24 protein-coding genes are annotated in these 24,472 nt (G+C 46.4%); 11 read left to right on the forward strand and 13 right to left on the reverse strand.

Going from position 1 to position 24,472, the window contains the following annotated elements:
- Positions 1–309 precede the first annotated feature (309 nt).
- The 9 genes from L1N97_RS16005 to lptM form a co-directional block, all read right to left on the reverse strand.
- Positions 310–1,101: a hypothetical protein gene (locus L1N97_RS16005; RefSeq protein WP_236130495.1), complete on the reverse strand. Its 792-nt coding sequence runs from the start codon at positions 1,099–1,101 to the stop codon at positions 310–312.
- A gap of 54 nt (positions 1,102–1,155) precedes the next feature.
- Positions 1,156–3,237 carry a GNAT family N-acetyltransferase gene (locus L1N97_RS16010; protein ID WP_236130496.1) on the reverse strand — a complete coding sequence of 694 codons (2,082 nt, stop codon included), beginning with the start codon at positions 3,235–3,237 and terminating at the stop codon, positions 1,156–1,158.
- A gap of 3 nt (positions 3,238–3,240) precedes the next feature.
- Complete coding sequence (uvrD, locus tag L1N97_RS16015; protein ID WP_236130497.1) at positions 3,241–5,409, reverse strand: DNA helicase II; 2,169 nt, start codon at positions 5,407–5,409, stop codon at positions 3,241–3,243.
- A 91-nt stretch (positions 5,410–5,500) separates the two neighbouring features.
- Positions 5,501–6,199 carry an HAD-IA family hydrolase gene (locus tag L1N97_RS16020; RefSeq protein ID WP_236130498.1) on the reverse strand — a complete coding sequence of 233 codons (699 nt, stop codon included), beginning with the start codon at positions 6,197–6,199 and terminating at the stop codon, positions 5,501–5,503.
- Complete coding sequence (gene xerC, locus L1N97_RS16025; protein WP_236130499.1) at positions 6,199–7,128, reverse strand: tyrosine recombinase XerC; 930 nt, start codon at positions 7,126–7,128, stop codon at positions 6,199–6,201. Before xerC ends, L1N97_RS16020 begins: the two co-directional genes overlap by 1 nt.
- Positions 7,115–7,774: a DUF484 family protein gene (locus L1N97_RS16030; protein WP_236130500.1), complete on the reverse strand. Its 660-nt coding sequence runs from the start codon at positions 7,772–7,774 to the stop codon at positions 7,115–7,117. The genes xerC and L1N97_RS16030 overlap by 14 nt, the downstream gene beginning before the upstream one ends.
- Positions 7,771–8,601 (reverse strand): diaminopimelate epimerase, encoded by an 831-nt coding sequence (dapF, locus tag L1N97_RS16035; RefSeq protein WP_226751435.1) that lies wholly within the window; start codon positions 8,599–8,601, stop codon positions 7,771–7,773. Before dapF ends, L1N97_RS16030 begins: the two co-directional genes overlap by 4 nt.
- A 15-nt stretch (positions 8,602–8,616) precedes the next feature.
- Positions 8,617–9,873 (reverse strand): diaminopimelate decarboxylase, encoded by a 1,257-nt coding sequence (lysA, locus tag L1N97_RS16040; protein ID WP_236130525.1) that lies wholly within the window; start codon positions 9,871–9,873, stop codon positions 8,617–8,619.
- A 5-nt stretch (positions 9,874–9,878) separates the two neighbouring features.
- On the reverse strand, positions 9,879–10,052 hold the full coding sequence (lptM, locus tag L1N97_RS17120) for an LPS translocon maturation chaperone LptM (protein WP_420778856.1): 174 nt from the start codon (positions 10,050–10,052) through the stop codon (positions 9,879–9,881).
- 72 nt (positions 10,053–10,124) lie between these two features.
- On the opposite strand from lptM, the gene cyaY reads away from it, so the two are divergent.
- The 10 genes from cyaY (at position 10,125) to L1N97_RS16090 (ending at position 19,675) form a co-directional block, all read left to right on the forward strand.
- The gene (cyaY, locus tag L1N97_RS16045; protein ID WP_226751432.1) at positions 10,125–10,445 is read left to right on the forward strand and encodes an iron donor protein CyaY; all 321 of its coding nucleotides are present in this window, start codon (positions 10,125–10,127) and stop codon (positions 10,443–10,445) included.
- Between the two features lies 1 nt (position 10,446).
- Positions 10,447–11,127 carry an alpha/beta hydrolase gene (locus L1N97_RS16050; RefSeq protein WP_236130501.1) on the forward strand — a complete coding sequence of 227 codons (681 nt, stop codon included), beginning with the start codon at positions 10,447–10,449 and terminating at the stop codon, positions 11,125–11,127.
- 2 nt (positions 11,128–11,129) lie between these two features.
- Positions 11,130–12,056, forward strand: coding sequence for a hydroxymethylbilane synthase (hemC, locus tag L1N97_RS16055; protein WP_236130502.1), 927 nt, complete (start codon positions 11,130–11,132; stop codon positions 12,054–12,056).
- Between the two features lie 8 nt (positions 12,057–12,064).
- Entirely contained in the window at positions 12,065–12,802 is a 738-nt protein-coding gene (locus tag L1N97_RS16060; RefSeq protein ID WP_236130503.1) for a uroporphyrinogen-III synthase, read from the forward strand.
- A complete protein-coding gene (locus tag L1N97_RS16065) occupies positions 12,799–13,923 on the forward strand; it encodes a uroporphyrinogen-III C-methyltransferase (RefSeq protein WP_236130504.1) in 1,125 nt (374 codons plus the stop codon). The genes L1N97_RS16060 and L1N97_RS16065 overlap by 4 nt, the downstream gene beginning before the upstream one ends.
- Complete coding sequence (locus L1N97_RS16070) at positions 13,916–14,998, forward strand: heme biosynthesis protein HemY (protein WP_236130505.1); 1,083 nt, start codon at positions 13,916–13,918, stop codon at positions 14,996–14,998. Before L1N97_RS16065 ends, L1N97_RS16070 begins: the two co-directional genes overlap by 8 nt.
- On the forward strand, positions 14,989–15,486 hold the full coding sequence (locus tag L1N97_RS16075) for a DNA-deoxyinosine glycosylase (protein WP_236130506.1): 498 nt from the start codon (positions 14,989–14,991) through the stop codon (positions 15,484–15,486). Before L1N97_RS16070 ends, L1N97_RS16075 begins: the two co-directional genes overlap by 10 nt.
- A gap of 198 nt (positions 15,487–15,684) precedes the next feature.
- On the forward strand, positions 15,685–16,971 hold the full coding sequence (locus tag L1N97_RS16080) for a TonB family protein (RefSeq protein WP_236130507.1): 1,287 nt from the start codon (positions 15,685–15,687) through the stop codon (positions 16,969–16,971).
- Between the two features lie 203 nt (positions 16,972–17,174).
- Positions 17,175–17,897: a hypothetical protein gene (locus L1N97_RS16085; protein ID WP_236130508.1), complete on the forward strand. Its 723-nt coding sequence runs from the start codon at positions 17,175–17,177 to the stop codon at positions 17,895–17,897.
- A gap of 449 nt (positions 17,898–18,346) precedes the next feature.
- Positions 18,347–19,675, forward strand: a complete 1,329-nt coding sequence (locus L1N97_RS16090; protein WP_236130509.1) for a TonB family protein — start codon at positions 18,347–18,349, stop codon at positions 19,673–19,675.
- Between the two features lie 191 nt (positions 19,676–19,866).
- On the opposite strand, the gene L1N97_RS16095 is transcribed toward L1N97_RS16090, so the two are convergent.
- Positions 19,867–20,274 (reverse strand): acyl-CoA thioesterase, encoded by a 408-nt coding sequence (locus L1N97_RS16095; RefSeq protein ID WP_229586118.1) that lies wholly within the window; start codon positions 20,272–20,274, stop codon positions 19,867–19,869.
- A gap of 159 nt (positions 20,275–20,433) precedes the next feature.
- Here L1N97_RS16095 and L1N97_RS16100 point away from each other — a divergent pair, with 159 nt between their 5' ends.
- A complete protein-coding gene (locus tag L1N97_RS16100; protein WP_236130510.1) occupies positions 20,434–21,783 on the forward strand; it encodes an SEL1-like repeat protein in 1,350 nt (449 codons plus the stop codon).
- Here the strand turns inward: L1N97_RS16100 and fre are convergent, their stop codons facing one another.
- Genes fre through ubiD form a run of 3 tightly spaced genes read right to left on the reverse strand, consistent with a single transcriptional unit; the run spans position 21,784 to position 24,273 of the window.
- Positions 21,784–22,491 (reverse strand): NAD(P)H-flavin reductase, encoded by a 708-nt coding sequence (gene fre / locus L1N97_RS16105; protein WP_236130511.1) that lies wholly within the window; start codon positions 22,489–22,491, stop codon positions 21,784–21,786.
- A 22-nt stretch (positions 22,492–22,513) separates the two neighbouring features.
- Positions 22,514–22,792, reverse strand: a complete 279-nt coding sequence (locus L1N97_RS16110) for a 2Fe-2S iron-sulfur cluster-binding protein (protein WP_236130512.1) — start codon at positions 22,790–22,792, stop codon at positions 22,514–22,516.
- Positions 22,789–24,273, reverse strand: coding sequence for a 4-hydroxy-3-polyprenylbenzoate decarboxylase (ubiD, locus tag L1N97_RS16115; RefSeq protein WP_226751418.1), 1,485 nt, complete (start codon positions 24,271–24,273; stop codon positions 22,789–22,791). The genes L1N97_RS16110 and ubiD overlap by 4 nt, the downstream gene beginning before the upstream one ends.
- Between the last annotated feature and the right edge of the window lie 199 nt (positions 24,274–24,472).

The raw sequence follows: 24,472 nt of genomic DNA on the forward strand, positions 1-24,472 counted from the left end.
GCTTACGCCCATTTTTCTCGGCGCGAGAAAGCTTAAGGATGTCTTCAGCAGTATGATTCATAAGACTCAGAGTATGATGATTTGGTGAGTACAATTAGAGCAGAAAACAAGATGGAATGGTATTATAGGGCTTTTAGAATACCCTGATTTGTTAACTTGGCTGTAATATCATCCGTATCACAGCTTTTGGCTATTCAGTCATCTCATCAATAAAACTGACTTTGTAAAGCTGAGCTGTTATTAATGAAATATAAGCGTGTCATTATTTATATAATAACTGCGTAAAACAGTCAGTACATTTCAGATTAATTAAGGGCGTTGTAAGTTACCGTTACTATCAACTTGCCATTCTGTTTTGCCAAGGCTTTTGATGAAATCTTCAACATCCTCTACTGGGCGAGCAGCGATATATTGCTTTTGTGCGTTGAGAAAAATCAGCCAATCGCCATCAAACTTATTTAAATCAGCTTCGTTTATTTGAATGTGCATGCCCATGTATAACGGTGGCACGTTTTTCCAGCCTTGATTGATGCGATAGATATAACGACTGGTATAGTCTAAATGTAAAAAGTTGGCTTGTTCTATAGCGGTAAGTGTTTGCCTATCAGTAACGGTGACAATAGCTATGGTGCTACTGCGTTGGGCATAACTTTGTAGTAAAGCGGTGCTCTCTTGCTGTTGACTATTTACAGGGTTGGTCAGTAAGGGTTTTGTAATGGGTTCTGCAATTTCTAATGCAAAACGTTGTAGTGCATATTGATCAAGATAATCTTGATATACCATGGTTTTACTACAATCAACTAATGGCATCGGTTCGCGAGGTTTTAAACTTTGCCAAGCTTTAGCGTGGTTAATTGCAAATAGAAAATCTTTATAAGGAATATTTAAAGTGGCTTCAATGATGCTGGTTAATTCTCGTTTCTCAGGTAAACCCAATATTTGATAATCTTTGATTTGTTGGCATTGAGCATATTGTTCAGCAATAACGTTATAACTGGTTTGGGTATGGATAGCTGTTTGTAATAAGCTTCGCTCAGACAGCGTAAGATGATCAAGAGTGGGTGCTGTACTACTGAGCAATAATGAAAATAAGCTAAACATAATGTCTCCAATAATAAGGCCTTACTCTAGCATTAATAACGCAATGACAATAGTTTAGGCTGAATCTATGTGCTGTGTTATTGCTTGTTGCATCAGTTTAATAGCGCAAGGTTTTCCCGTGAGAGAAAAGCGTTGGCAAATCACTGCCCAGCTTTGTTTTTGCCAAAGTTTAGCAATGAACACTTGCTGCTGCTGCTTTGATAATACGACCGCGTATTGATTAAACCACTGTAGTAACTCACTGATCACGAGTTCAAAGGGGCGTTGATCTGCGCTAAATAATTGCAGATTGCTAAGAGTAAGGGGCGTCATAGCGTGTTGAGTTGGCTGAATAAGTTGCAAGAGCAAATCACTCGCTATATTGCTTGGGTATTCGGGTAATTCTTGATAAAGGCGCGAAGCAAATTCTAGTTTTAGCTGCTGAACCTTTGATACATTTTCTGCCGATAATGCTTTTAGCATAACCAGTGAAGGCTCCGCACTCGCTTTATCTAGCTGCATGCCGAGTCGAATAGCCGCAAAGCCCGCTTTTTGCCAAAAACGCACTAAATCAGCGGAAGCAGCAAAGCTACTGCCAACATAAAGATAACCTTGTTGCTGCAATGGCTTTTCTAATCGAGTTAGCAACTGACTTCCTAATTGCTGTCGTTGCAAATGAGGTTGCACCGCAATACGCATAATGCGCGCCAATTTAACGGTGGCTAATGCCGGGCTGGCCAAATGAAAAGCCAGATTTTGTGCTAATAAATGCCCTTGGATCCGGCGCTGTCCTTGATAGATTGCTTGGCTTAGCGCGTCATCGATCTCTCCCTCTTGGCTGATCAGGGCACAGGCCAGTATTTGTTTATCTTGTTCAAGGGAATAAACACTCAATGCTGGGTTATCTAGCAGTGCAGCCAGATCTTTTACCTGCGTTTGATAATGCGCAAAGCTCAACAAACCAAAGACTTGTTGTAGTTTCTTCGGTTCAGTTAGCCAGTCGCTGGCGTGATAATGTTTAAGTTCAAGGCTTTCAGCAGTGAGCGTCACGGTAGTCTCATCTGTTTGCTTTAAAAGAAAGCCTAGCCTAATTAATTGTTCTAGCGGATCTTGTGCTTGATAACGGATAGGTTGAGTTAAACGTAATAATCGCCAATTTGGGCAGCGTTTCGTCAAATAAGGTTGAAAACGTAATTGAAAACCGCGGCCGGTGCCTTCGTAACCATGCTCGGTACTAGCAAAGACAATACGACTATAATGGTCTAGTAATTGTTGTAGCAAGGGCGTTGGTATTGCTGCTGCTTCGTCGATCAATAATAGTTCGGCTTCGGGTTGTGAAGTTAATAACTCATCTACAGCAACAAAGCGCAGTGCCGATGAAGCAGAAGCCTCATGTTCGGTAAGTTGCGCAAAATGTGCTAAGGCGACTGCCGCTTGTGCCTTTGCCGGTGCGGTGATCAGTATGTGCTTTTTCCCTGATAGGGCTAAGTGTGCGGCGGCAATACCTAATGCCGCTGATTTACCACAGCCGCGATCGGCAAGTAATAATAATGGCCTGCGACGATGGCCTGATACGACGTTTAAAATAGCGCTAACCGCTGTAGCTTGTTCAGACGTTTTATAAGGTATGGTAACGTCTAATGTTGTAGAGGTTGCCTCTGCCTCAGGCCAAGTTAAGTCATTAAAAAGTGTTGTGGCGTTGCCGCGCAAAACATTAGCTTGTTGTAATTGCCCAAGCCAAAACGCTATAAAGTAACCAGGGTAATCAGTGGGGGTTGGATAAGAGCGTAAACGATGATGTGCGGAGTTAGCGAGTTGCTGCCATTGTAATGACTCAGGTGCTAATAATAACCAGAGACCGCCTGCGGTGAGCGCACCGGCACTGGCGGCAATTTTGTCGGCATCAAAACCACTAAAGGCATTAATAATTAAGCAGTCACACTCAATTCCCAATAGTTGATGCGCTTTGTATTGTCCGATGTTCTGGCATTGCGCTGGTGTATGTTCGCCTAACCACCAACCACGCTCAGGTTGTAATGCCAGTAGCAAATGTTGCGCTTGAGCCAGTAATTGCGTTTCGTCACCTTGCAACACAACGGGTAAGCGAATGCGGCAATTAGCCGCTTTCGCTAATGCTTGTTGCAGAGCGGCAAGCACGGCTTAGACCGCCTCGAGTCGTGCATAGGCAGTCATTAACCATTTGCTACCTAACTGGTCAAAGTTCACTTGAATACGTGATTGTGGGCCGCTACCTTCATAATTTAACACGGTTCCTTCGCCAAACTTTTCGTGTAACACTCGTTGACCCAGTTTAAAGCCGGTATTTTCAAAAGCGCTATGGCTGGCGGCATGACTGTATCGGTTGAACTGTGCCGGGCGACTGACTTGCGTGGTTAAACGGATCTCTTCAACGCAATCATCCGGGATTTCGCGTAAAAAGCGTGATGGTTTTGGGTATTGCTCTTGACCGTATAAACGACGGCTTTGCGCATGGCATAAATACAGTTTTTGCATCGCTCGCGTCATGCCGACATAACAGAGGCGACGTTCCTCTTCTAACCGTGTTGGATCATCACCACTTTGCTGGCTTGGAAACATACCTTCTTCTAAACCACACATAAATACTAACGGAAACTCTAAGCCTTTAGCGGAGTGTAAGGTCATCAATTGTACGGCATCAGAATGTTCTTCTGCTTGGTATTCACCTGCTTCGAGCGCGGCTTGTGATAAGAAGGCTGCTAACGGGGTCATTTCTTCTTGCAGCACACTGTCGAAGTTCTGGCAGGCGGTAACCAATTCATTTAAGTTTTCTATCCGAGTTTGAGCTTTTTCCCCTTTCTCGGCTTGATACATTGCATATAATCCCGACTGCTTAATCACTTTCTCGGCTTGTTCGTGTAACGGTAGCTCGTTAAGATCGGTATCTAATTGCGTGATCAACTGCATAAACTGCTCAATCGCATTCGCTGCTCGGCCACTGAGTTGTTTTTCTGCGAGCATTTGCTCAAGGGCTTGCCATAAGGTTTGTTGGCTAGCGCGAGCCTGCTGGCGTACCTTGTTCATGGTGGTTTCACCGATGCCCCGCGCCGGAGTGTTAATTACCCGTTCCATCGCCGCATCATCTTGCCGATTATTCAGTAAGCGCAGATAGGCTAAAGCGTCTTTGATTTCTTGTCGTTCATAGAAGCGTAAGCCACCGTATATCCGATAGTGTAATCCTTCTTGGATTAAGGCTTCTTCTAATACCCGCGATTGCGCGTTATTACGATATAAGATAGCGCTTTCGGTAAGTGGATTACCTTTGTTATGCCAATCGCGAATGCGACTGACAATAAAGCGCGCTTCGTCGAGTTCATTAAAAGCGTTGTAGGAAGAAATGGTTTCGCCTTCACTGCCGTCGGTCCATAGATCTTTACCGAGTCGACCACTGTTATTGCTGATCACCGCGTTGGCCGCTTTAAGAATAGTGGCAGTAGAACGATAGTTTTGTTCAAGGCGGATCGTATCGGCACCAGCAAAGTCTTTTAAAAATTGCTGAATATTTTCAACTTTTGCGCCGCGCCAACCATAGATAGATTGGTCATCGTCACCTACGATCATCACCTTGGCACTGCTGCCTGCCAGTAGGCGTAACCAGTTATATTGAATAGCATTGGTGTCTTGAAACTCGTCAACCAAAATATGCCGAAAACGTTGTTGGTAGTGGTTTCTGACGGCATCATGTGTTTTCAATAATTCAAAACTACGTAGTAAAATTTCGGCAAAGTCGACTAAGCCAGCACGGTCACACATATCTTGGTAAGCCGCATAAATTTTAACCATTTGTTGTAAGCTAAAATCAGCACCGGCATCAATCATGCCTGGGCGTTGCCCTTCGTCTTTGCGGGCATTGATAAACCATTGAATTTGTTTGGCAGGCCAATGCTTTTCATCCAGATTCAGTGCTTTTAATACACGTTTGACTAAGCGATGCTGATCATCAGAGTCAATGATTTGAAAGCTTTGTGGCAAGTTAGCTTCTTGATAATGCGCGCGCAACATGCGATGAGATAAACCGTGGAAGGTCCCCATCCATAAGTTATTTAAGCTAACGCCAATGGTGCTCTCAATCCGACCACGCATTTCTTGCGAGGCTTTATTGGTGAAGGTAACAGCGAGCAAGCTGTAAGGGGCCACTCTCTCTACCTGCATTAACCAGGCTAAACGATGCACCAGCACCCGGGTTTTACCACTACCGGCGCCAGCAAGTACCAGCATATGTTGTGGCGGTGCCGCCACGGCATCGCGTTGTTTATCGTTTAGCCCGTCCAGCAGGTAAGAAACATCCATTCGTCGCTCTCGATTCGCTATTTTTAGCCATTATAACAGCCTTGGTCTAAGCGCCAAGTCATACGCGTGGTATTAGTGTATAAATAACCAGTTATATTAGGTCGCGCAGTTGCTGTAATTGGTTAAAGTGCAAGTGAGGTAAAATGGGCACCGGGGTTTGGTAATGATCAAGCCACGCCGCCTGGCAACCCGCACTTAGGGCACCCATCACATCCGCGCGATGGCTATCACCAATATGCAATATAGCACTGGGTTGCACAGCTAAACGTTGAGCTGCAACTAAAAAGAGATCTGGATAAGGCTTCATGCGGCCATCAGGGCCAGCTTGCAAGCTAAGTTCAAATAAGTCGCCAAGCCCCATTTTTTTGATACAGGCATTACCGTTAGTGATGGCAATCAGTTGATAGCGGCTGGCTAGACTTACCAGCAGTTCTGTTACTTCAGGTAATACGTTAATGGTCGTACGTGCATCCCAAAACGCTTGATATGCTAACTCGGCAATTTCGCCTGCTTCGCAAGATGTTAAGCCTAATGTCACTAAACCTGCCTCAACACCCAGTAAGCGCCAGCGGCCAATATCGTGGCGAATGTCGGGGTTGTTTTTCGCTAATAAACGGCGTTGCTGCCACCAAAAATCACTGTGGGTATTTTTTGTCAGAGGGGCATGCATATGCAGGCTTTGCAACATAGCGGCTTCAGCCGCGGCAATCACTGGCTTGTTGTCATATAGCGTATCGTCTAAGTCAAAAGACAATACCGATATGGGTTTAAGTGACTTATATAATTGCATTATTTTTTCCTTGCCCGCGGATGGGCGCTGTCGTACACCTTGGCCAAATGCTGAAAATCGAGATGGGTATAAACCTGAGTGGTGCTCAGATTGGCATGGCCCAATAGCTCTTGTACGCCGCGAAGGTCACCACTGGATTGCAATAAATGGCTGGCAAATGAATGGCGTAGCATATGCGGGTGTAAATGTTGGCCTAAGCCTTGCTGTTTAGCCCAATGCAGCACGCGCTCGCGCACTTGCCTTGGAGAAATACGTTGATGCTCAATACTTAAAAAAAGTGCATTGCGGTCTTGTTCGGCAGTGCTGTCGGTGAGCAGCGACGGGCGCATGTTTAACCAAGCCTGCAACGCACGAAGTGCTACCGAACCAACCGGAATTTGGCGCTGCTTATTACCCTTACCGGTAACACGAATTAAGGCTTCAGCCTGATTTAAGTCGTTCAGATTAATCGCCACTAACTCCGCTAAGCGTAAACCGGAAGAGTAAAACAACTCCAACATGGCTTTATCGCGGCACGCCAAAATATCTTCAGTGCTATCAAAACTGAGTAATTGACTGAGTTGTTCAATTTCGAGTTGTTTCGGTAAGGTTTTGCTGGCTTTGGGCAACTTTAAAGACAGCGCAGGATTCTCGCGAGTTAAGTTTGCTTGTTGAGCCCAGCGATAAAAGCTACGTAAAGACGACGCGCTAAGTGCCAAGCTACGGGCACTAAGGCCTTCTTTGCGAAATTGCAGCAATTGCTGTTGGATATGCGCTTGGCTTAATTTAAACCAACTTTCATGTGCAGGCTGTAAGGCATGCGCGAGTTTGCTAAGTTGCTGCTGATAGGTTTGCAGCGTTTGTTTACTGTAACCGCGTTCCAGCCGAAGATAGCTTAAAAATTGCTGCACCGGCTCAGACCAGTGCAGCGGTAGCTCAGTTGCGGACATAAGGCGGCAACACTAAGGCGAGCAGTGTCACTAAATGACTTAAAAACAACACATCCATACCCGGTTGAAAGTGCTCATCTTGTTCACTACCAAACGCCAAAATAGCCAATGGCTCATTGGCATGGTCAATGCGAAGTAGGGCTACAGAATGCACTTTCGCAGGAAAAATGCCTTGTTGCTCTTCTTTGTTTAAGCGACCTAAATAAACCGACTGTTGCTGCAAGCGGCGGCTTAATAACAGTTCATAGGGGGCTAAATCTTGTTGGCCATTTTCTAAACCTAACAAACGACAATACTTTACTAAGGGCATGGTATCAGCAAATTGCTGTAACGCTGCGGTCAGTTGTTTAAAGCTCGTTGCTTGGTGAATAGCGATATGCAAGGCATTAAGAGCGATGAAGATATGTTCGTTTTGCCGTGCTACCGACATTAAGCGTGTTATATCTTCTTCAAGGAGATGAATTTTTTCACGTTGTAATTCAAGTTGTCGCTCAACTAATGACACTGTTCCGCGTTGTTGATGCGGTAAACGCAATTGCGGCAGTAAATCAGGATAGTGCTGAAAAAAATCAGGGTGCTGTTGTAAGTAATCGAGCACCACAGAAGCGGCGAGCAGCTCTTTTTTCTGGATCAGGCTGTCTGTCATAAGGATAATTGTCCATCAAATACATGTTCTGCGGGGCCGGTCATTTTTACCGGTGTGCCCGGTCCGTTCCAACGAATTTGTAGGCTGCCACCAGGTAAGTCAACGCGAACCTGTTGTCCCAGTTTCTTTTGAAGTTGGCCTACTACTACCGCAGCACAAGCGCCTGTGCCACAGGCTAGGGTTTCACCAGCACCGCGCTCCCATACTCGCAATTTAATATGGTGTTGGTTTAATACTTCCATAAAGCCAATATTGGCTTTTTCTGGAAAGCGTTCATGCGTTTCCAGTTGTGGCCCCAGCGTGTGAACATCGGCTGTGGCAACATCAGGCACATCAAGTACCGCATGCGGGTTACCCATTGAAGCAACACCGCAAAATACGGTTTGTTGCTCTGTCAGCATAATGTAGGTCGCTTCTTGTTTTTGGGCTTTAAACGGCACTTTGGCCGGTTCAAGTTGTGGGATCCCCATATTCACCGTGACTTGACCGTCTTGTTCCACATACAAGGTGATCTTGCCTGATTTGGTACTCACGTTGATCTTAGTTTTATTGGTTAAACCACGATAGCGCACAAATTTAGCAAAGCAGCGGGCGCCATTGCCGCATTGTTCGACTTCTGAGCCATCAGCATTAAAAATCCGATAATGAAAATCCAGATCCGGATCGTAAGGCGGCTCAACCATGAGTAGCTGATCAAAGCCAATCCCAAAGTTACGGTCGGCTAATTTTTTGATCTGCTCTTTGGTTAAGAAGACATTCTGACTGACTGCGTCAATCATAATAAAGTCGTTGCCTAAACCGTGCATCTTGGTGAAATTAAGTAACATATGAGCCCTAAATGCTTAGTCTGCGAGCAATTGTTCGCCACGCCATAAATCTTGCCATTGTTCACGGGCACGGATCAGGTGACTGCGTTCGCCATCCACCATGATTTCAGCAGCACGCGGGCGGCTATTATAATTCGAGCTCATGGTAAAACCGTAAGCCCCCGCAGAACGCACGGCTAATAAATCGCCTTCACGAATGGCGAGCAGCCGGTCTTTACCTAAAAAGTCGCCTGTTTCACAGACCGGGCCTACCACATCATAAGTTTGTGGTGTCAGGTTTTGCTGTATGACCACCGGTACAATGTTCATCCAAGCACTATACAAAGCGGGGCGGATTAAGTCGTTCATCGCCGCATCAACGATGGCAAAGTGTTTTTCTTGTCCTGGTTTTAAGAACTCAACCTTCGTCAGTAACACCCCCGCGTTTGCAGTGATGGCCCGGCCAGGTTCCATAATCAGTTCTAACTCGGGATAATCTTTTAAGCGCTCGACCACTTTTTTGATATAGTCTGAAGGTTGCGGCGGTTGTTCTTGGTCATAAGTTACCCCTAAGCCACCACCAATATCGATATGCTTTAATGCGATACCATCGGCACGAAGCTGAGTGATCAGTGCCAGCAGTTTTTCTAAGGCATCTAAGAATGGCTGTGTTTCAGTGAGTTGAGAGCCGATATGACAATCTACGCCAACCAACTCGATATGGCTTAGTTGCTTGGCATCACGATAAATCTCTGCGGCTAATAAAATATCGATCCCAAACTTGTTCGCTTTTAAACCGGTCGAAATATAAGGGTGCGTTTTCGCATCGATATCGGGGTTAACGCGCAGCGACACCGGGGCTTTTTTATTCAGCGACTTTGCCACCTCTTGTAAGCGGTGTAATTCACTCACTGATTCAACATTAAAGCATTTAATACCGAGTTGTAACGCAAAGTGCATTTCTTCAGCGGTTTTACCCACCCCAGAAAAGACCACTTTGGCTGGATCACCCCCAGCAGCAATCACACGACGTAACTCACCGGCAGAAACTAAATCAAAACCACTACCGAGTCGAGCCAGTATATTTAACACGGCTAAGTTGCTGTTGGCTTTCACAGCATAACAAACGAGGCTGTGCGGATGCTGCGCGGCGGCATCGGCAAAGGCATAATAATGCCGTTCAATGGTGGCTTTAGAATAGACATAGGTTGGTGTGCCATAATTGGCCGCAATTTCTGACAGAGCAACTTGCTCTGCAAATAAGGTATCACCCTGATAATTAAAGTAATCCAATCTAGTCACCCTTGTTCTTCAGATTGTGTTGTTATCTTTTGCGATGCGGGCTCTGCCACTTCTGGCTCGGCCTGTGGTAAGGTAAGTGGGCCTTTCTGGCCGCAAGCCGTAAGCAGAGCAGCGCATAATAGTCCGCTAAATAGCAGGCGTAACGGGCGTGAAATTCGCTGAGCGTACATGGTTTTTATTTCATTAATTAATTGACGCTCTATAATCGCATCCTTAGCAGTAAAAGCAAACAGGTGAAGCAGATGAATGACCTAGAATATGATGAATTAGCTGACCAAATGTTGTTAGCGGTAGAAGATGGCATCGAGCAACAGGACCTTGATCTGGATTATGAGTCGAATGGTGGTTTGTTGAGTATTGAGTTTCCCGACAAAAGTAAAATCATCATTAACAAACAACCGCCACTACACCAGCTATGGGTAGCAACTAAGTTTAACGGCCATCACTTTGAATGGCGCGATGGCCAATGGATTGATAATCGTACCGGTATTGAATTCTGGCAATTAGTTAACGAGGCCGCTTCTAAACAAGCGGGTGCAACAGTTGTGTTGGGGCCGCAATAACATGGCATTACTTCCTTTTGTTGATGTACCGGCACAAGGCACGGCTCAAGCCGTTGTAGTTTGGCTACATGGTTTAGGCGATTCTGGTCACGGTTTTGCACCGATAGTACCGGAGTTGCGTTTACCTGCGAATGCCGGTATTCGTTTTATATTTCCACATGCACCTGAAATTCCGGTCACGGTAAATGGCGGTATGCGGATGCGGGCTTGGTACGATATTAAAACCATGGATTTGACCAATCGCGCAGATGAAGCTGGCGTAAGGCAATCAGCTATCGCGGTCACGGCATTGCTCGATAAATTAATCAGCTCAGGTGTCCCGAGTGAACGCATTATGCTGGCGGGTTTTAGTCAGGGTGGCGTGATTGCACTGCACTTATTACCGCGCTTGCCTTATAAGTTGGCGGGTTTTATGGCGTTATCTACCTACATGGCTTGCCCCGATAAACTGAGCGCAGAGCAGTTGAGCCACAACAAAAATACGCCGGTATTTATCGCACACGGTACACAAGATCCTGTCGTGCCAATGGCTGCTGGTCAGCAGGCCTACAATACCTATAAAGCTGCTGGCTTTAACGTCAGCTGGCGCGATTATCGGATGCCGCACAGTGTTTGTGCGCAAGAAGTGGATGAAATCAGCCGCTTTATTCAAAGCCGCCTGATCAATAAGGCAGAGGTATAAGCATGGCCAAAATCCGTATTGCGACACGCAAAAGTGCCTTGGCACTTTGGCAAGCCGAATTTGTGAAAGCCGAGTTGCTGAAATATCATGCTGATTTAGATGTTGAATTAGTTCCGATGTCGACGCAAGGCGATAAAATTTTAGATACGCCGCTGGCGAAGATTGGCGGTAAAGGTCTGTTTGTTAAAGAGTTAGAAACCGCCATATTGGAAGACCGAGCCGATATTGCCGTACACAGTATGAAAGATGTGCCGGTAGCGTTTCCTGAGGGCTTACAGTTACAAACAATTTGCTTACGCGAAGATCCGCGTGATGCCTTTGTTTCTAACCAGTTTCGTCGTTTAGCTGAATTGCCACAAGGCGCTGTTGTGGGCACTTCGAGTTTACGTCGGCAATGCCAAATAAAAGCTTTACGGCCTGACTTACAAGTGCGCGATTTACGCGGTAATGTTAATACTCGGCTCAAGAAACTTGATAACGGGGAATTTGCAGCGATTATTTTGGCTGCGGCCGGGCTGATACGTTTAGGTTTTGCTGAGCGTATCGCCAGCTATTTAACCGTCGACAGCAGTTTGCCAGCCAACGGTCAAGGGGCAGTGGGTATCGAGTGTCGTAGTGATGATGCTCAGGTACAAGCCCTGTTGGCACCTTTAGAGCACAGTTTAACGCGGCAATGTGTGTTGGCTGAGCGAGCAATGAACCGCGCGCTACAAGGGGGTTGTCAGGTGCCCATTGGTGCTTTTGCTATATTAGAAGGTGAACAACTGTGGCTGCGAGGTTTAGTTGGCTCACTGGATGGTCAGCAGATTATTCGTGATGACGTTCGCGGTAGCATCGATGCGGCTGAGCAATTAGGTCAGCAATTGGCTGAACAATTGTTGGCAGCAGGCGCCGGAGAGATCCTCGCTGCTGTTTATCAGCAAAGTTAGCGCTTACTATGTTCTTAATCACGCGCCCTGCTGGCAAAGCAGACCATTTACTGGAATCATTAGACAGCTACGGTATTCCCTATCTGTATCAGCCGGTGATTACTACACAAATGGTGCAATTAAAACCGAAAGATATTCGCTGGCTAGAGCAAGCGGATAGCTTAATTTTTGTCAGCATCAGTGCGGTGAACACTCTAGAGCAACAAGTGACAGTGCAACAATTGCCGGGGCGCTTATTTGCTGTCGGTGCCACTACCGGTGCCGCTTTACAACGTTGGACTGGGCGTCAGGTGATCATCCCAGAAGATCAGCGCAGTGAAGGGTTGTTAGCACTACCTGAGTTGAACAGCGTTGCAGAGCAACAAGTGGTGGTAGTGCGAGGTAATGGCGGTCGTGAACTGATTAAACAAACCTTGGTGCAACGTGGTGCCACGGTGCGTTATGTGCAAAGCTATAGCCGTTTGCCATTGCCGTTAGATGGTGCTCAGCTGAAGCAGCAATGGCAACAGCTGGGCGTGCAGTGTATCGTAGCCACGAGTAATGAAATTTTGCAGCGCATTTTTGGGTTAGTGCCCACAGAGCAGCATGCTTGGCTTGCTCAACAACATTGGATCCTGGTTAGCCCACGGGCACGCGACAGTGCGCTGGCACTAGGGATCCCACTACAGCATATTCATCTAGCAAGCAGCGCCAATGACGATGCCTTGTTAGAGGCGGTGACGCAGTTTAAGAGGAACATTCTATGAGTGAGCAAGGGCAGGCGACCGTTTCGGAAAAAGTGACAGCACCCGCTGAGGTTGCATCCGATACGACCCACACGGAATCATCAAATACACCGCCGCGCAAAGGTAATGGTCTGGCCTGGTTTGCCATTTTTCTTGTGTTGTTATTAACCGCCGCTATGGTGGCGGGGGGGTATTGGCTGTGGCCACAATGGCAATCACTCCAACAGCAGAGCCAGATCACAGAGCAGGGCATTGAACAAAAACTGCAGCAAACGACAGCGACGATCAGTCAGCAGCAACAGCAATGGTTAGAGGCTCAGCAACAAAAACAGTTACGCTTGCAGCAAGAGTATCAACAAGCGATGCAGCAAGATCGTGAACAATTGCAAATGCAAATACAGAGCTTACGCCAGCAAGTGCAACAGCGTGATGGCGCACCGCCACAACACTGGGTATTGATGGAAGTACGTTTCTTGTTAAAACGAGCGAGTCAAAGTTTGGTCTTGCAACAAGATGTGCAAAGCGCGCGTTGGTTGTTGCAAGCGGCGGATGAGCAACTTGCTAAGCTAGATAATGTGCTGTTGTTAATGGTTAGACAGGCAATTAAGGATGATCTGGCTGCGCTGCAACAAGTCCCTAAAACGGATTTTTCACCGTTATATTTGCAGCTGGGTCAATTACGCCGGCAAAGTATGCAGTTGCCTTTAAAACAGCAAGAGCAACGTTTAATTCGCTCGCATCAACCGAGTGATGATTTAGCAAATTGGCGCGATAACCTATCAAGTTATTGGGAGCAGGTATCAGGTAAATTATTTAGTGTGCGTGCTGTGCAACCCCAAGATTTTTTCAGTTTATCTTCAGAGCAGCAAATTACGGTGCGTTTAAGCTTACAGCAGCAGTTATTGCTTGCGGAGCTGGCAATTTTACAGCAAGAGCCGGAAGTGTATCAGCACGCATTACAACAAGCCGCCGATTTATTGCAGCGTTACTTTGCCGCCGAAGATCCTATTGTGCAGCAAACCAGCGCCAGTATTGTCGAATTAGCTTCGGCTGCGATGCAAAAGCCCGCATTGCCCGCTCTGCAAAGTATCAATCAGTTAGACCGGCAACTTAGCGTCATAACGGAGGCTAATTATGAGTAAGCTGTTGATCCTAACAGCAGTCTTAATTCTAGCCATGTTGCTGGGGCCGGTGTTCATTAATAACCCTGGTTATATCAAGATTGTTGCAGCAGGTTACACCATTGAAATGACCTTATTAGGCTTATTCGTGGCCATCGTCGCTGTGGTGTTAGTGTTAAAAATCTGCTTAATATTGCTGCGAAAATTAGCTTATTGGCAGCAATTGTCGCTAAACTTCTTTCGTAGTAGACGCCAACGCAAAGGGCGAGAATCTTTTGCCATTGGTCTGCAAGCGTATGCGCGGCAGCAATGGCGGTTGGCCGGCGAAGAGTTACAACATGCTTTATTAGATCCACAATACGTGAATGAAAAACGCATGTTGGCCAGTTATGCCAGTTTTTATGCCGGCAATAGCGAGCATGCAAATGAGTTAGCTGCGGCCTTAACGGCCGATGAAAGTAGCACGACCTTTGTGCAAGCTGATTTGATGCTACAACAAAATAAGCCTGCACAAGCGTGTCGTTTATTGGCGGCACATCTTGATGCTGCGAAAACCGATCCCGCTTTAGGGCAATTATATCTGCAAGCATTAAAACAAGCCGGCCAATGGCAAACGTTGCTGCAAACGATTCCGTTATCATTAACTCAGCAATGGTTTGGTAAAACAGAATGGCCGTTGCAGCGTTATGCCATTTATCCTGCGGCATTGAGCCAACTGAGTGCGCAGCAAGGTTTTAGCGAAGAGTCTGAAATCTGGCAAGCGTTACCGTCAAAAGAGCGTAAATCGGCTGCCGCTATGTTGGGCTTAGCATGGGCGCAAGCTCAGGCGGGGCAATGTGAGCGGGCCGAACAGCGTTTAGTACAAGCACTCACCTTAGAAGACTTACCGGCAGCTTGGCCTTACTTAAAACAGATCCCGTTAAATAACTCAGTATTAAAGTTACGTAAAGAAGTGCAGCATTGGCTGCGCTCTAGCCCTTCTAATGGCTATATTTATGCGGTACTTGCTTACTTAGCCGAGCAAGAAGGCGATCGTGAGCAAGCCAGTATGGCGTGGCAAAAAGTACGGCAATATAACCCCGAGCTGTGCCGGTAATTTTGCAAGGCTTGGCCGCGGTGGCAAACCGCGATGCCAAGGTGTTAATTCTGGGGAGTATGCCGGGGGCTCAGTCGCTCGCCAGCCAGCAGTATTATGCCCACCCGCGTAACGCCTTTTGGCCCATTATGGCGTCGTTATGCGGTTTCTCTGCCAATCTCGCTTATCACGAGCGCTTAGTCTTATTGCGACAACATGGTTTTGCGTTATGGGATGTGCTGGCGTATTGTCAGCGTCAGGGCAGTTTAGACAGCGCCATTCGCCACGAGCAAGCCAATGATTTTAATCACTTCTTAGCCGAGCACGGCCAGTTAAAACTGATCGCCTTTAATGGTGCCAAAGCACAGCAAAGCTTTAACAAGCAGGTATTGCCAACGCTAGCCATTACACCCCCGCGCTTGTTAACCCTTCCTTCTACCAGCCCGGCACATGCGGCGATGTCTTTTGATGCTAAATTGCAACAATGGCTGCAAATTAAGCAACGCTAACAGTTACATGACGGCTCAACATAAAAATCGTGTTTTTCGTGCTTGAGAAATGTGCAGCGGTAAGACGCCCATTCATCCTTTAATGCGTGCCTATTGTTGCGCTAAAGTGTATTTAGTGTATATTAAGTGTGTTTTTAAATCTGGCAAGGATTAACAATGAAGCGCTTATGGATTGTGCTCCTGACATGGCTATGCAGCATGCCCCTTTCAGCTGATTGGAATACGGCAATGACGGCATACGACAAACAAGATTATGCGGTAGCTAAAACGGAATTTGAACGCTTGGTTCCTTTCGGCAACGAAGAGGCTATTTTTAATTTGGGCGCGATGTATCACCTCGGTGAAGGTGTACCGCAAGACAGTATTTTAGGTCTGGCGCATTTTATGTTGGCAGCAGAGCTAGGTAAGCCTAACATTTCCCATGTGGTAACGGGTTTACAGCAAAACCTAACCGCGTCGCAGTTAGCCCTAGTTGACACACAATTACAGCGTATCCGGCAACAAGTAAAAGTGCCAATGTTGACATCGATCGATGACAACGATAAGACTAAAGCGCCACAAGCGGTGAAGCGTGTTCAGGCAAAATACCCCGCGGCAGCGGCGGCAAAGGGGCAGTTTGGCTATGTGGCTATGCGCTTTTTAGTTGATGGCAAAGGTAATGTGCAAACCATTAATGTGGTGGACTCATTTCCTAACAACGTATTTGATAGGGAGGCTATTAGAGCGGTAAGTCGTTGGAAATACGAAGCCAGTGGCAAAAGCCATATTTTTAGCGCAGAGCTAAATTTTTTCCTCGAGGGTGGTGTCAATGTTGCAAAAGTTGATGATTTAATACAGCAGCATCAACTATGGCAAGGCGCGTTAATCGGCTCACCGCAACATCAATTTATGTTAGGCCATTTGTTACGTCTGGTTAATATACAAAACAGTAACTACATTTCTATCGACCGAGATATGCCGATTACGGCAGAGTTAGATTTATCCGTTTTTAAACCGATGAATAAATTGGAAGTCGATTTTAGTGGTTTTGTCGGTTATGCGGTGGTGCGAATAGCCGATGACGGCACTATTGTTGAGCAAATTTATGCCGATATTGACCCCAGTAGTCAGGTGCAAAATTTGTTGGGGTTAAAGTTAAAAGGCAAGATAGATCACGACGTTTATCAAATCATGAAGTACAGTCATGTTTCAGCGCATCGTGCGCCCTGGGTTAGCGCTTCTTTTAAGATGCCGCAAAGTTATTCTGCACGTTTTTGGTGGGATAAAGCCGCGAAGAATGGCAGTAAAGAAGCGCAACGTATTATGGCCGCTTATGATAAGCGCTGGGAGCAGTATTTATTAGAGCAAGAAGATGCCGAGGCGATGGCCTGGGTAGGCAGCCGCTTACTGTTAGAAGGGCAGCGTGCAAAAGGTTTAGCATTGTTAGATGCTGCTATCGCCAAGCAGTATCAACCGGCGAAAGAGTTAAAAAAGCAATTGCTATAAGCAACTCTAGTTATTATGAAAAGCGGCGAAAAGCCGCTTTTTTTGAACTTCAATTAAGCGGGTTTGGATAGTTAGCCATTCATTAACTAGCGACAACAGTGCTATAAAATACTTAATGCAACTAAACGACGGTGAGCTTATCTAAACAGAACACTTTATCTTGAGGCCAGCAGTAACCTGGTTATGTGAGTGAACTCTGCTTAATGGTTAAACTAAAACAGCTATTTCGGGAATATGCAGCAGCCTTTGCTTGGGCATTATTGTTGCACAGCCTCGTGTTGGTTTTGTTATTACACACCACGCTACAAAAACCGGTTGCTTTGCCACAAGCCGAGCCGATCAGCACCTTTCTTTATCAACCAGCAATTAAATCGCCAGAGCCTGTTGCAGAAATGAAAGTAGAGCGTCCAGTAAAGGAACCTTTGGCTCATGCAGATAAGATCGCAGCAAAACAGGCTGCAGCTAGCCACATTAATCATTCCATCAAGCCGCTTGAAGTCAGTGCTACAATCGTTAGCAAAGCGCGGCAGGACGAGCCCGTGTTAGCGTCAAGCGACATTATCTCCTTGCCTATTACGCCAAGGTCCAGCTTAGCTGAGCGTAGTTTAAAGCAATTAGCGCAGCCTAATCAGCAAGCGTTAGCACAAGCCGCTGACGCGAGCTATCAACAATGGCAGCAACAGCAGCTGCAACCTCGGATAACCGTAGCAAAACAACATCAGCATGCCGGTGCCAATCCAGAAAAAGCCGTGTTATTTACTTATAATGATGGCCAGCAATTGGTTAAGCTCGGCGACAACTGTTTAATCGTCGATCCACAACTAAGTGGCTTTGAACAAATGATGCAAGCCAAGGGCGCACCTTGCCAAGAGAGTGATGATGCGCTGTTGTTTCGTCAAACCATGGCCAAGTGGTTAAGCCGTTAAGTACGCAAAACACCACAGTTAAAGGTACAGGTTATGCTTGTTAGCACAGACCTGTTGCTCCCTCAACGCAATAGTGATTAAAAGCGATGTCAATCTGATTCCATAGTAATCGGCGGGGCATGTTTAAACGGGCTGAACGTTAAAAATAGCAAGTATGTTAAAACACGAGACAAGCATAACAGTGGGAAAAGGTATGCTTATAACCAAGCGCCCATAACGCTTTGGTTACTGCACACTGTAAATGCCTGTTACTACGCTGCATTTTGTATCTCTGCAAAAGATATTGCCGTTTAAAGTTGACTGCGAGCCAGTGGCTCGTTCGACATCACCTGAAAGTAATTGAAAAGGCATAGTCGTTTTTCAGTAAGCGGTTACGTGGTTTTTGTGTTGCAATTTTGAGCGATAGGTGTAGATTATGTGTCAATAGTAAACAAAAACAAGGACGATCAATGAAACGCACATGGACTTTAATGTTAGGCCTGATATGCAGTTTACCCCTCTCTGCCGATTGGAATCTAGCAATGACCGCCTATGACAAACAAGATTATGCGGTCGCTAAAGTGGAGTTTGAACGTTTAGTCCCTTTCGGTAACGAAGACGCTATATTCAACTTAGGCGTCATGCATCACCTTGGTGAAAGCGTGCAAAAGGACAGCCAACTGGCGTTAGCGTACTTTATGTTGGCGGCTGAACTCGGTAAAGCAGATATTGGACATGTGATTGCGCAATTACAGCAAAGTTTTACCGCAGCGCAATTAGCCGTTGTCGAAACGCAACTGCTGCAAATTCGGCAGCAAGTGAAAATTGCGGCGTTGAATCCAGAAGATGACAGTGTTGAAGTCGACTTACCACAACCGATAAAGCGCATACCTCCAAAATACCCCGTATCAGCCGCTGCGCAAGGTCAATTCGGTTATGTGGCTATGCGTTTTTTAGTTGATGCAGAGGGTAATGTGCAAACCATAGATGTGTTGGATGCGTTTCCTGAGCGTGTTTTTGTCAGGGAATCTATCAGAGCGTTAAAGCGCTGGAAGTATGAAGCCAGTGGTAAAAGCCATCTATTCAAAGTACAACTAGATTTTATGTTGGGCGGCGGTGTTAATGTGGGGCAAGTGGATAACTTTATCCAAAAACATCAATTGTGGCAGGGCGCTTTAATAGGTTTGCCGCAACATCAATTAACCCTAGGCAGTTTATTGCGTTTAGCTGATGTGCAAAGTAGTAATACTTTGCACATAGATAGCGAATTGCCGATTGCTGCAAATCTGGATTTAGCCGTGTTTCGGCCAATAAAGCAGTTAAAAGTCGATTTTGATGGTTTTATGGGCACTGCGGTGGTCCGAGTAGCGGACGATGGTACTATTACAGAGCACATCTCGGGTGAAATTGCCCCCTCTAGCACAGTACAAAATCTAGTAGGTTTAAAGTTAAAAGGTCAGGTCGAACACAACGTTTATCGTATAACGAAGAACAATGACAGCCCGTCGCAGCAGGCGCCTTGGGTAACGGCGTTATTTTCCGTGCCATCCAATTTTTCTGCGCGTTTTTGGTGGGACAAAGCCGCTAAGAATGGTAGTAAAGAGGCACAACGTATTATGGCGGCTTATGATGAGCGTTGGGAGCAGTATTTATTAGAGCAAAAAGATGCCGAAGTCATGGCTTGGGTAGGTAGTCGCTTGTTACTGGAAGGGCAACGTGATGAAGGTTTAGCCCTGTTAGATGCCGCCATCGCTAAGCAGTATCAGCCCGCGAAAGCGCTTAAAAAGCAGCTGTTGTAAGCAACAGACGTGACGTTAGAAAGCGGCTTAAGGCCGCTTTTTTGATCTTAAAAAAGTGTTTCGCCAGCGGCTTAATGTTCAGCGCAATAGCGCGTAACAGCAAAGAAAACCTAATACCATAGTTATTGGTTGAACATTAAAAACAGCGCATTTGCGCAAAACTGAAAAGGGCCTGCAAGCCCGCTAACAGTTTACTCCACTAAATGCTGCTCTAGACGCTGGCGCAGATCACCCTCAATGGCTACCGCTTTACCGGTTTTTTGATCCAGGCAAACGAATGTCACTTGAGCATCTGCCGCAATAGCGTCGGAACCGGCTATCCGAACTTCCTGAGTGACCACAGCGCTTTTGCCACCCACTTTACTAAAGCGTGTATACACTTCTAGGGTTTGGCCCATGGTCGCTGCCACGCGGTAGTTAATATTGATATTGACAATTACCCAGGCCAAATTGTGTTGGCTAAACCACTGAATATCCCCGCTGTCTTCTAAATACCCCCAGCGGGCTTCTTCTAAAAACTCTAAATAGCGGGCGTTGTTTACATGTTGATAAATATCTAAATGATAGCCCCGAACTTTAATCACTGTTTTATGTTGCATCCATAGCACCTGTTTTTAGTGTATTTGCTCTGATTTTGGCATAGTTCGAACACCGCGGCCAGTGACCATTATGTTTTAATAGTTGACGCTTAACACGCCTTTGTTAATATGCTGATAACTGCTTCATAAATAAAACGCTTATATGTTAAGGATGAATCGATGCGATTAATTTTAGTGCTAGGATTTTTGCTACTCAGCTTTGGGGTGCGGGCTGATTGGCTGAGCGCTTTGCAAGCATATGAAAATAAACAATACGCTGTTGCAAAAACAGGTTTCACTAACTTATTACCTTTAGGTAATGCCAATGCCGCTTTCAACCTTGGTGTGATGGCATATTATGGTGAAGGTCAGGAGGTTGATCTCGAACAGGCCTTAACTTATTTTTTACTAGCAGAGCAATTACAGCATGAACAAGCTGCAGACATTGTTAAGCGTATTTATGAAGAAGCTAGCACAGCACAACGAGCTGGTGCAGAAGAAGCGGCGGCTAAAGCTTTAGCGGGAGTGTTTATCAAAAAAAATGCTCAGCGCTATCAGTTAAGTAAAGAGCAACCGCCAGCTGAAATATCCACACCGATGCCCGATATTCCCAATGATGTCACCAGAAAGCATCCATTTGGTTATGTCGTTGTACAGTTTTTAGTGGATGGTGAGGGGCGGGTAAAAGTTGCCGATGCCGTAGACGGCTTCCCGGAAGGAGCTTTCGATCCTTATGTTTTCCGTACTATGGGGCGTTGGCAATATGAAGCAACCGGCAAAGCCCATTTGATGTCGGTACGCCTGAGCTTTTGGGCCACGGGTTCAATGAATGCGCGTTCTGCTAATCAGATTATTAAGGGGCAAAATTTATGGTCCTATGCGCAACTGGGCTCGAGTAGGCATCAAGAAATGCTAGGCAGCGTACTGAATTTAGTGTCGATGGTGTCAGGTGCTGAAGTGTATATCGACGAAGATTTGCCCGCACCAGCCAATGAACCAGATGTTTCGGCATGGTTTGAAAGCAGAAAATTTGATATCAACATCCCGGGTTTGGCCGGAGCAGTCAGCGTAGCAACCAACGAAAAAGGTGAAATTGTTCGATTGTTGGATGCCAGTGAGTTAACTCATCCCGCGGCAGAAACACTGCAGGGAATGCGGATCCGTGGTGCTAATAGTGGCTTTTTCCGGTTAAGTAATAGCTTATCGCAAGATCGTTCGTTTAGCCGTGTTAGTAAGAAAAACAGCATTTTGGTTGAACAATATCATGCCGTGCATCAAGAGTTGACAGCGGGTTACTGGTGGAAAACCGCGGCTGCAAATGGTGATCGCCGAGCACAGCGTATTTTAGGTGCGCAACGCGAAGATTGGCAGTTCTATCTTATTCAACAGCAAGATCCGCTCGCGACGGCCTGGCATGGCGCACGTTTATGGTTAGATGGAGAGAAGACCGAAGCTAAAGCCCTGCTAGAGCAAGCACAAGCCGCAGGTTACAAGCCTGCGACTGAGTTATTACAAATATTAAGTTTATAGTTAGATATAAGCAAACGCATCAGCAAACATGTGCTCGCGATGGCCGCCTTGCGCGATAAAAGCCTCGCGAGCCACCCCTGCCATTGCAAATGGGCCAGCCATATAAATGTCGTAGGCTTCAAGAGAAACAATATCTTGCAACACGGCTTCATGCACTAAGCCACTGCGACCTTGCCATTGTGCGCTAGGCTCTTGCACCACCGGAATCACTTGATATTTACGATTGCTGGCTGCCCAACTCGCCAATTCGGTCTGGTAATACAAGGCGTCTTCGCTTTTTACACCCCAGTACAATAATACCGGGATGTCTTTTTTCGCAGCCGCGATAGCCAAGGCAATACTGTGTACATAAGAGAACCCGGTGCCACCGGCTAATAACACGATGGGGCGATCACTGTTCGCTTGCCAAGCGGCATGACCCAGACCGACTTCAACTTGAACCGGCTCACCGGCAGCAAATTGTTGTTGTAGATGAGTTAACGCTGCCCCAGACCAGTTATCTCCCGCTGCCGCGCCAATGTGCAATTCCAATAAAGGTTGTTCTGGGGTGCTGGCGATAGAGAAAGGTCTTTTATCTGTTGCTGTCAGACACAGTTGTAAGTATTGGCCGGCAATAAAGTTAACGGGCGCAGTTGGCGCGAGTACAACTTTACTGACAACGTGAGTAAGGGCTTCAATGGCAACAACCTGACAAGCAATAGCGTTCATAAACATCTCATGTTAAGCGGGGTTAACCGCGTATAAAAGGGTGGTGTAGTTGCAGATCGGACTGGGCATAAGCCACGCAACAGTAAACAAATCGCTGCTGACGGTCAACGTCTGTTAATGGGCTTGGTTCAATATAACTCACGTTACCGTCACGTAGTTTACACACGCAACTGGTGCATACGCCCTGCTGGCATCGGTAAGGAAAATCGATACCTTGGCGCAGCGCGGCCTGCAGAATAGTTTCTTCAAGCCGCACTTCAAAACTTAACTGCGCTGGCAGTACCGTGACCTTATGGCTCATGGTTTGGCCGCGGGTAAAGTGATGCCCAGGCTTGGCCATAAACTATCAACCCGCTGTTTAATTTCGTCAGACATGACAATCGGCTCGCCCCATTCACGAGTGGTTTCACCTGGCCATTTATTGGTGGCGTCCATACCCATTTTTGACCCTAATCCCGATACAGGTGAAGCAAAATCAAGATAGTCGATTGGCGTGTTTTCAATCAGCGTGGTATCGCGCGCGGGATCCATACGGGTGGTAATGGCCCAAATCACATCTTGCCAATCGCGGGCATTGATATCGTCATCACAGACAATTACAAATTTAGTATACATAAACTGGCGTAAGAACGACCACACACCCATCATTACGCGTTTGGCATGGCCAGGATACTGTTTTTTCATCGTGACAACAGCTAAACGGTACGAACACCCTTCAGGGGGTAAGTAAAAGTCGGTAATTTCCGGAAATTGTTTTTGCAAAATGGGCACGAACACTTCGTTCAGTGCGACGCCCAAGATAGCCGGTTCATCTGGTGGACGGCCGGTGTAAGTACTGTGATAAATCGGATCTTTACGATGTGTAATATGCGTTACAGTAAATACTGGGAAATTATCGACTTCATTGTAATAACCCGTGTGATCCCCGTAAGGCCCTTCGGGGGCCATCTCACCCGCTTCAATGTAGCCCTCAAGCACAAATTCAGCACTGGCCGGCACCTGCAAGTCGTTACTCACGCATTTAACCACTTCGGTGTTATCACCACGTAATAATCCGGCAAAACCATATTCAGACAGCGTATCAGGTACAGGCGTAACGGCACCTAGAATGGTGGCAGGATCGGCACCCAGTGCAACCGACACCGGGAAGGGTTTGCCTGGGTGAGCTTTTTGCCATTCAAAGAAATCTAAAGCGCCGCCACGATGCGATAACCAGCGCATAATCAGCTTATTTTTGCCCAGCACTTGTTGACGATAAATACCCAAGTTTTGGCGGTCTTTATGCGGCCCTTTGGTTACGGTAAGACCCCAGGTGATCAGGGGGGCGGCATCGCCCGGCCAGCAAGTCATAACCGGCAACTGGGTCAAATCGACCTCATCACCACTGAGTACGACTTGTTGGCAAACGGCTTTTTTCACCTGTTTGACCGACATATTCAGAACTTGTTTGAAAATAGGCAATTTACTAAAGGCATCTTTCAGCCCTTTTGGTGGCTCGGGTTCTTTTAAAAAAGCCAACAACTTACCGACTTCACGTAAGGCCGCCACATCTTCTTGGCCCATACCCAAAGCCACTCGCTGAGGTGTACCAAATAGGTTGGCTAATACTGGGATCGAATACCCTTTTGGGTTTTCAAATAATAACGCTGGGCCACCGCCACGCAGAGTACGGTCGGCAATTTCAGTCATTTCCAATACCGGATCAACGGGCTGCTTGATGCGAATTAATTCACCACGTTGTTCTAACTGCGCGATAAAATCACGTAAATCTTTATATTTCATTGGTTGCCTTCATCAATGCCAGCGTAACATCGAGCTTCATTTCGCTGACTATTATACATTTCTAAGGGCTATCTGCCAGTTCTGGCCGACGCTGTGGCCAAGTGTCGTAGCACATTAGAGCTATGCTGCGATAAATACATGGGCAGATATACGCGATAACGAGCAGAAGGGGTTAGAAATTAATGTCAAAAAATGTCAG

The organism is Rheinheimera sp. UJ63 (assembly GCF_021568285.1).
Lineage (GTDB): Bacteria > Pseudomonadota > Gammaproteobacteria > Enterobacterales > Alteromonadaceae > Alishewanella > Alishewanella maricola.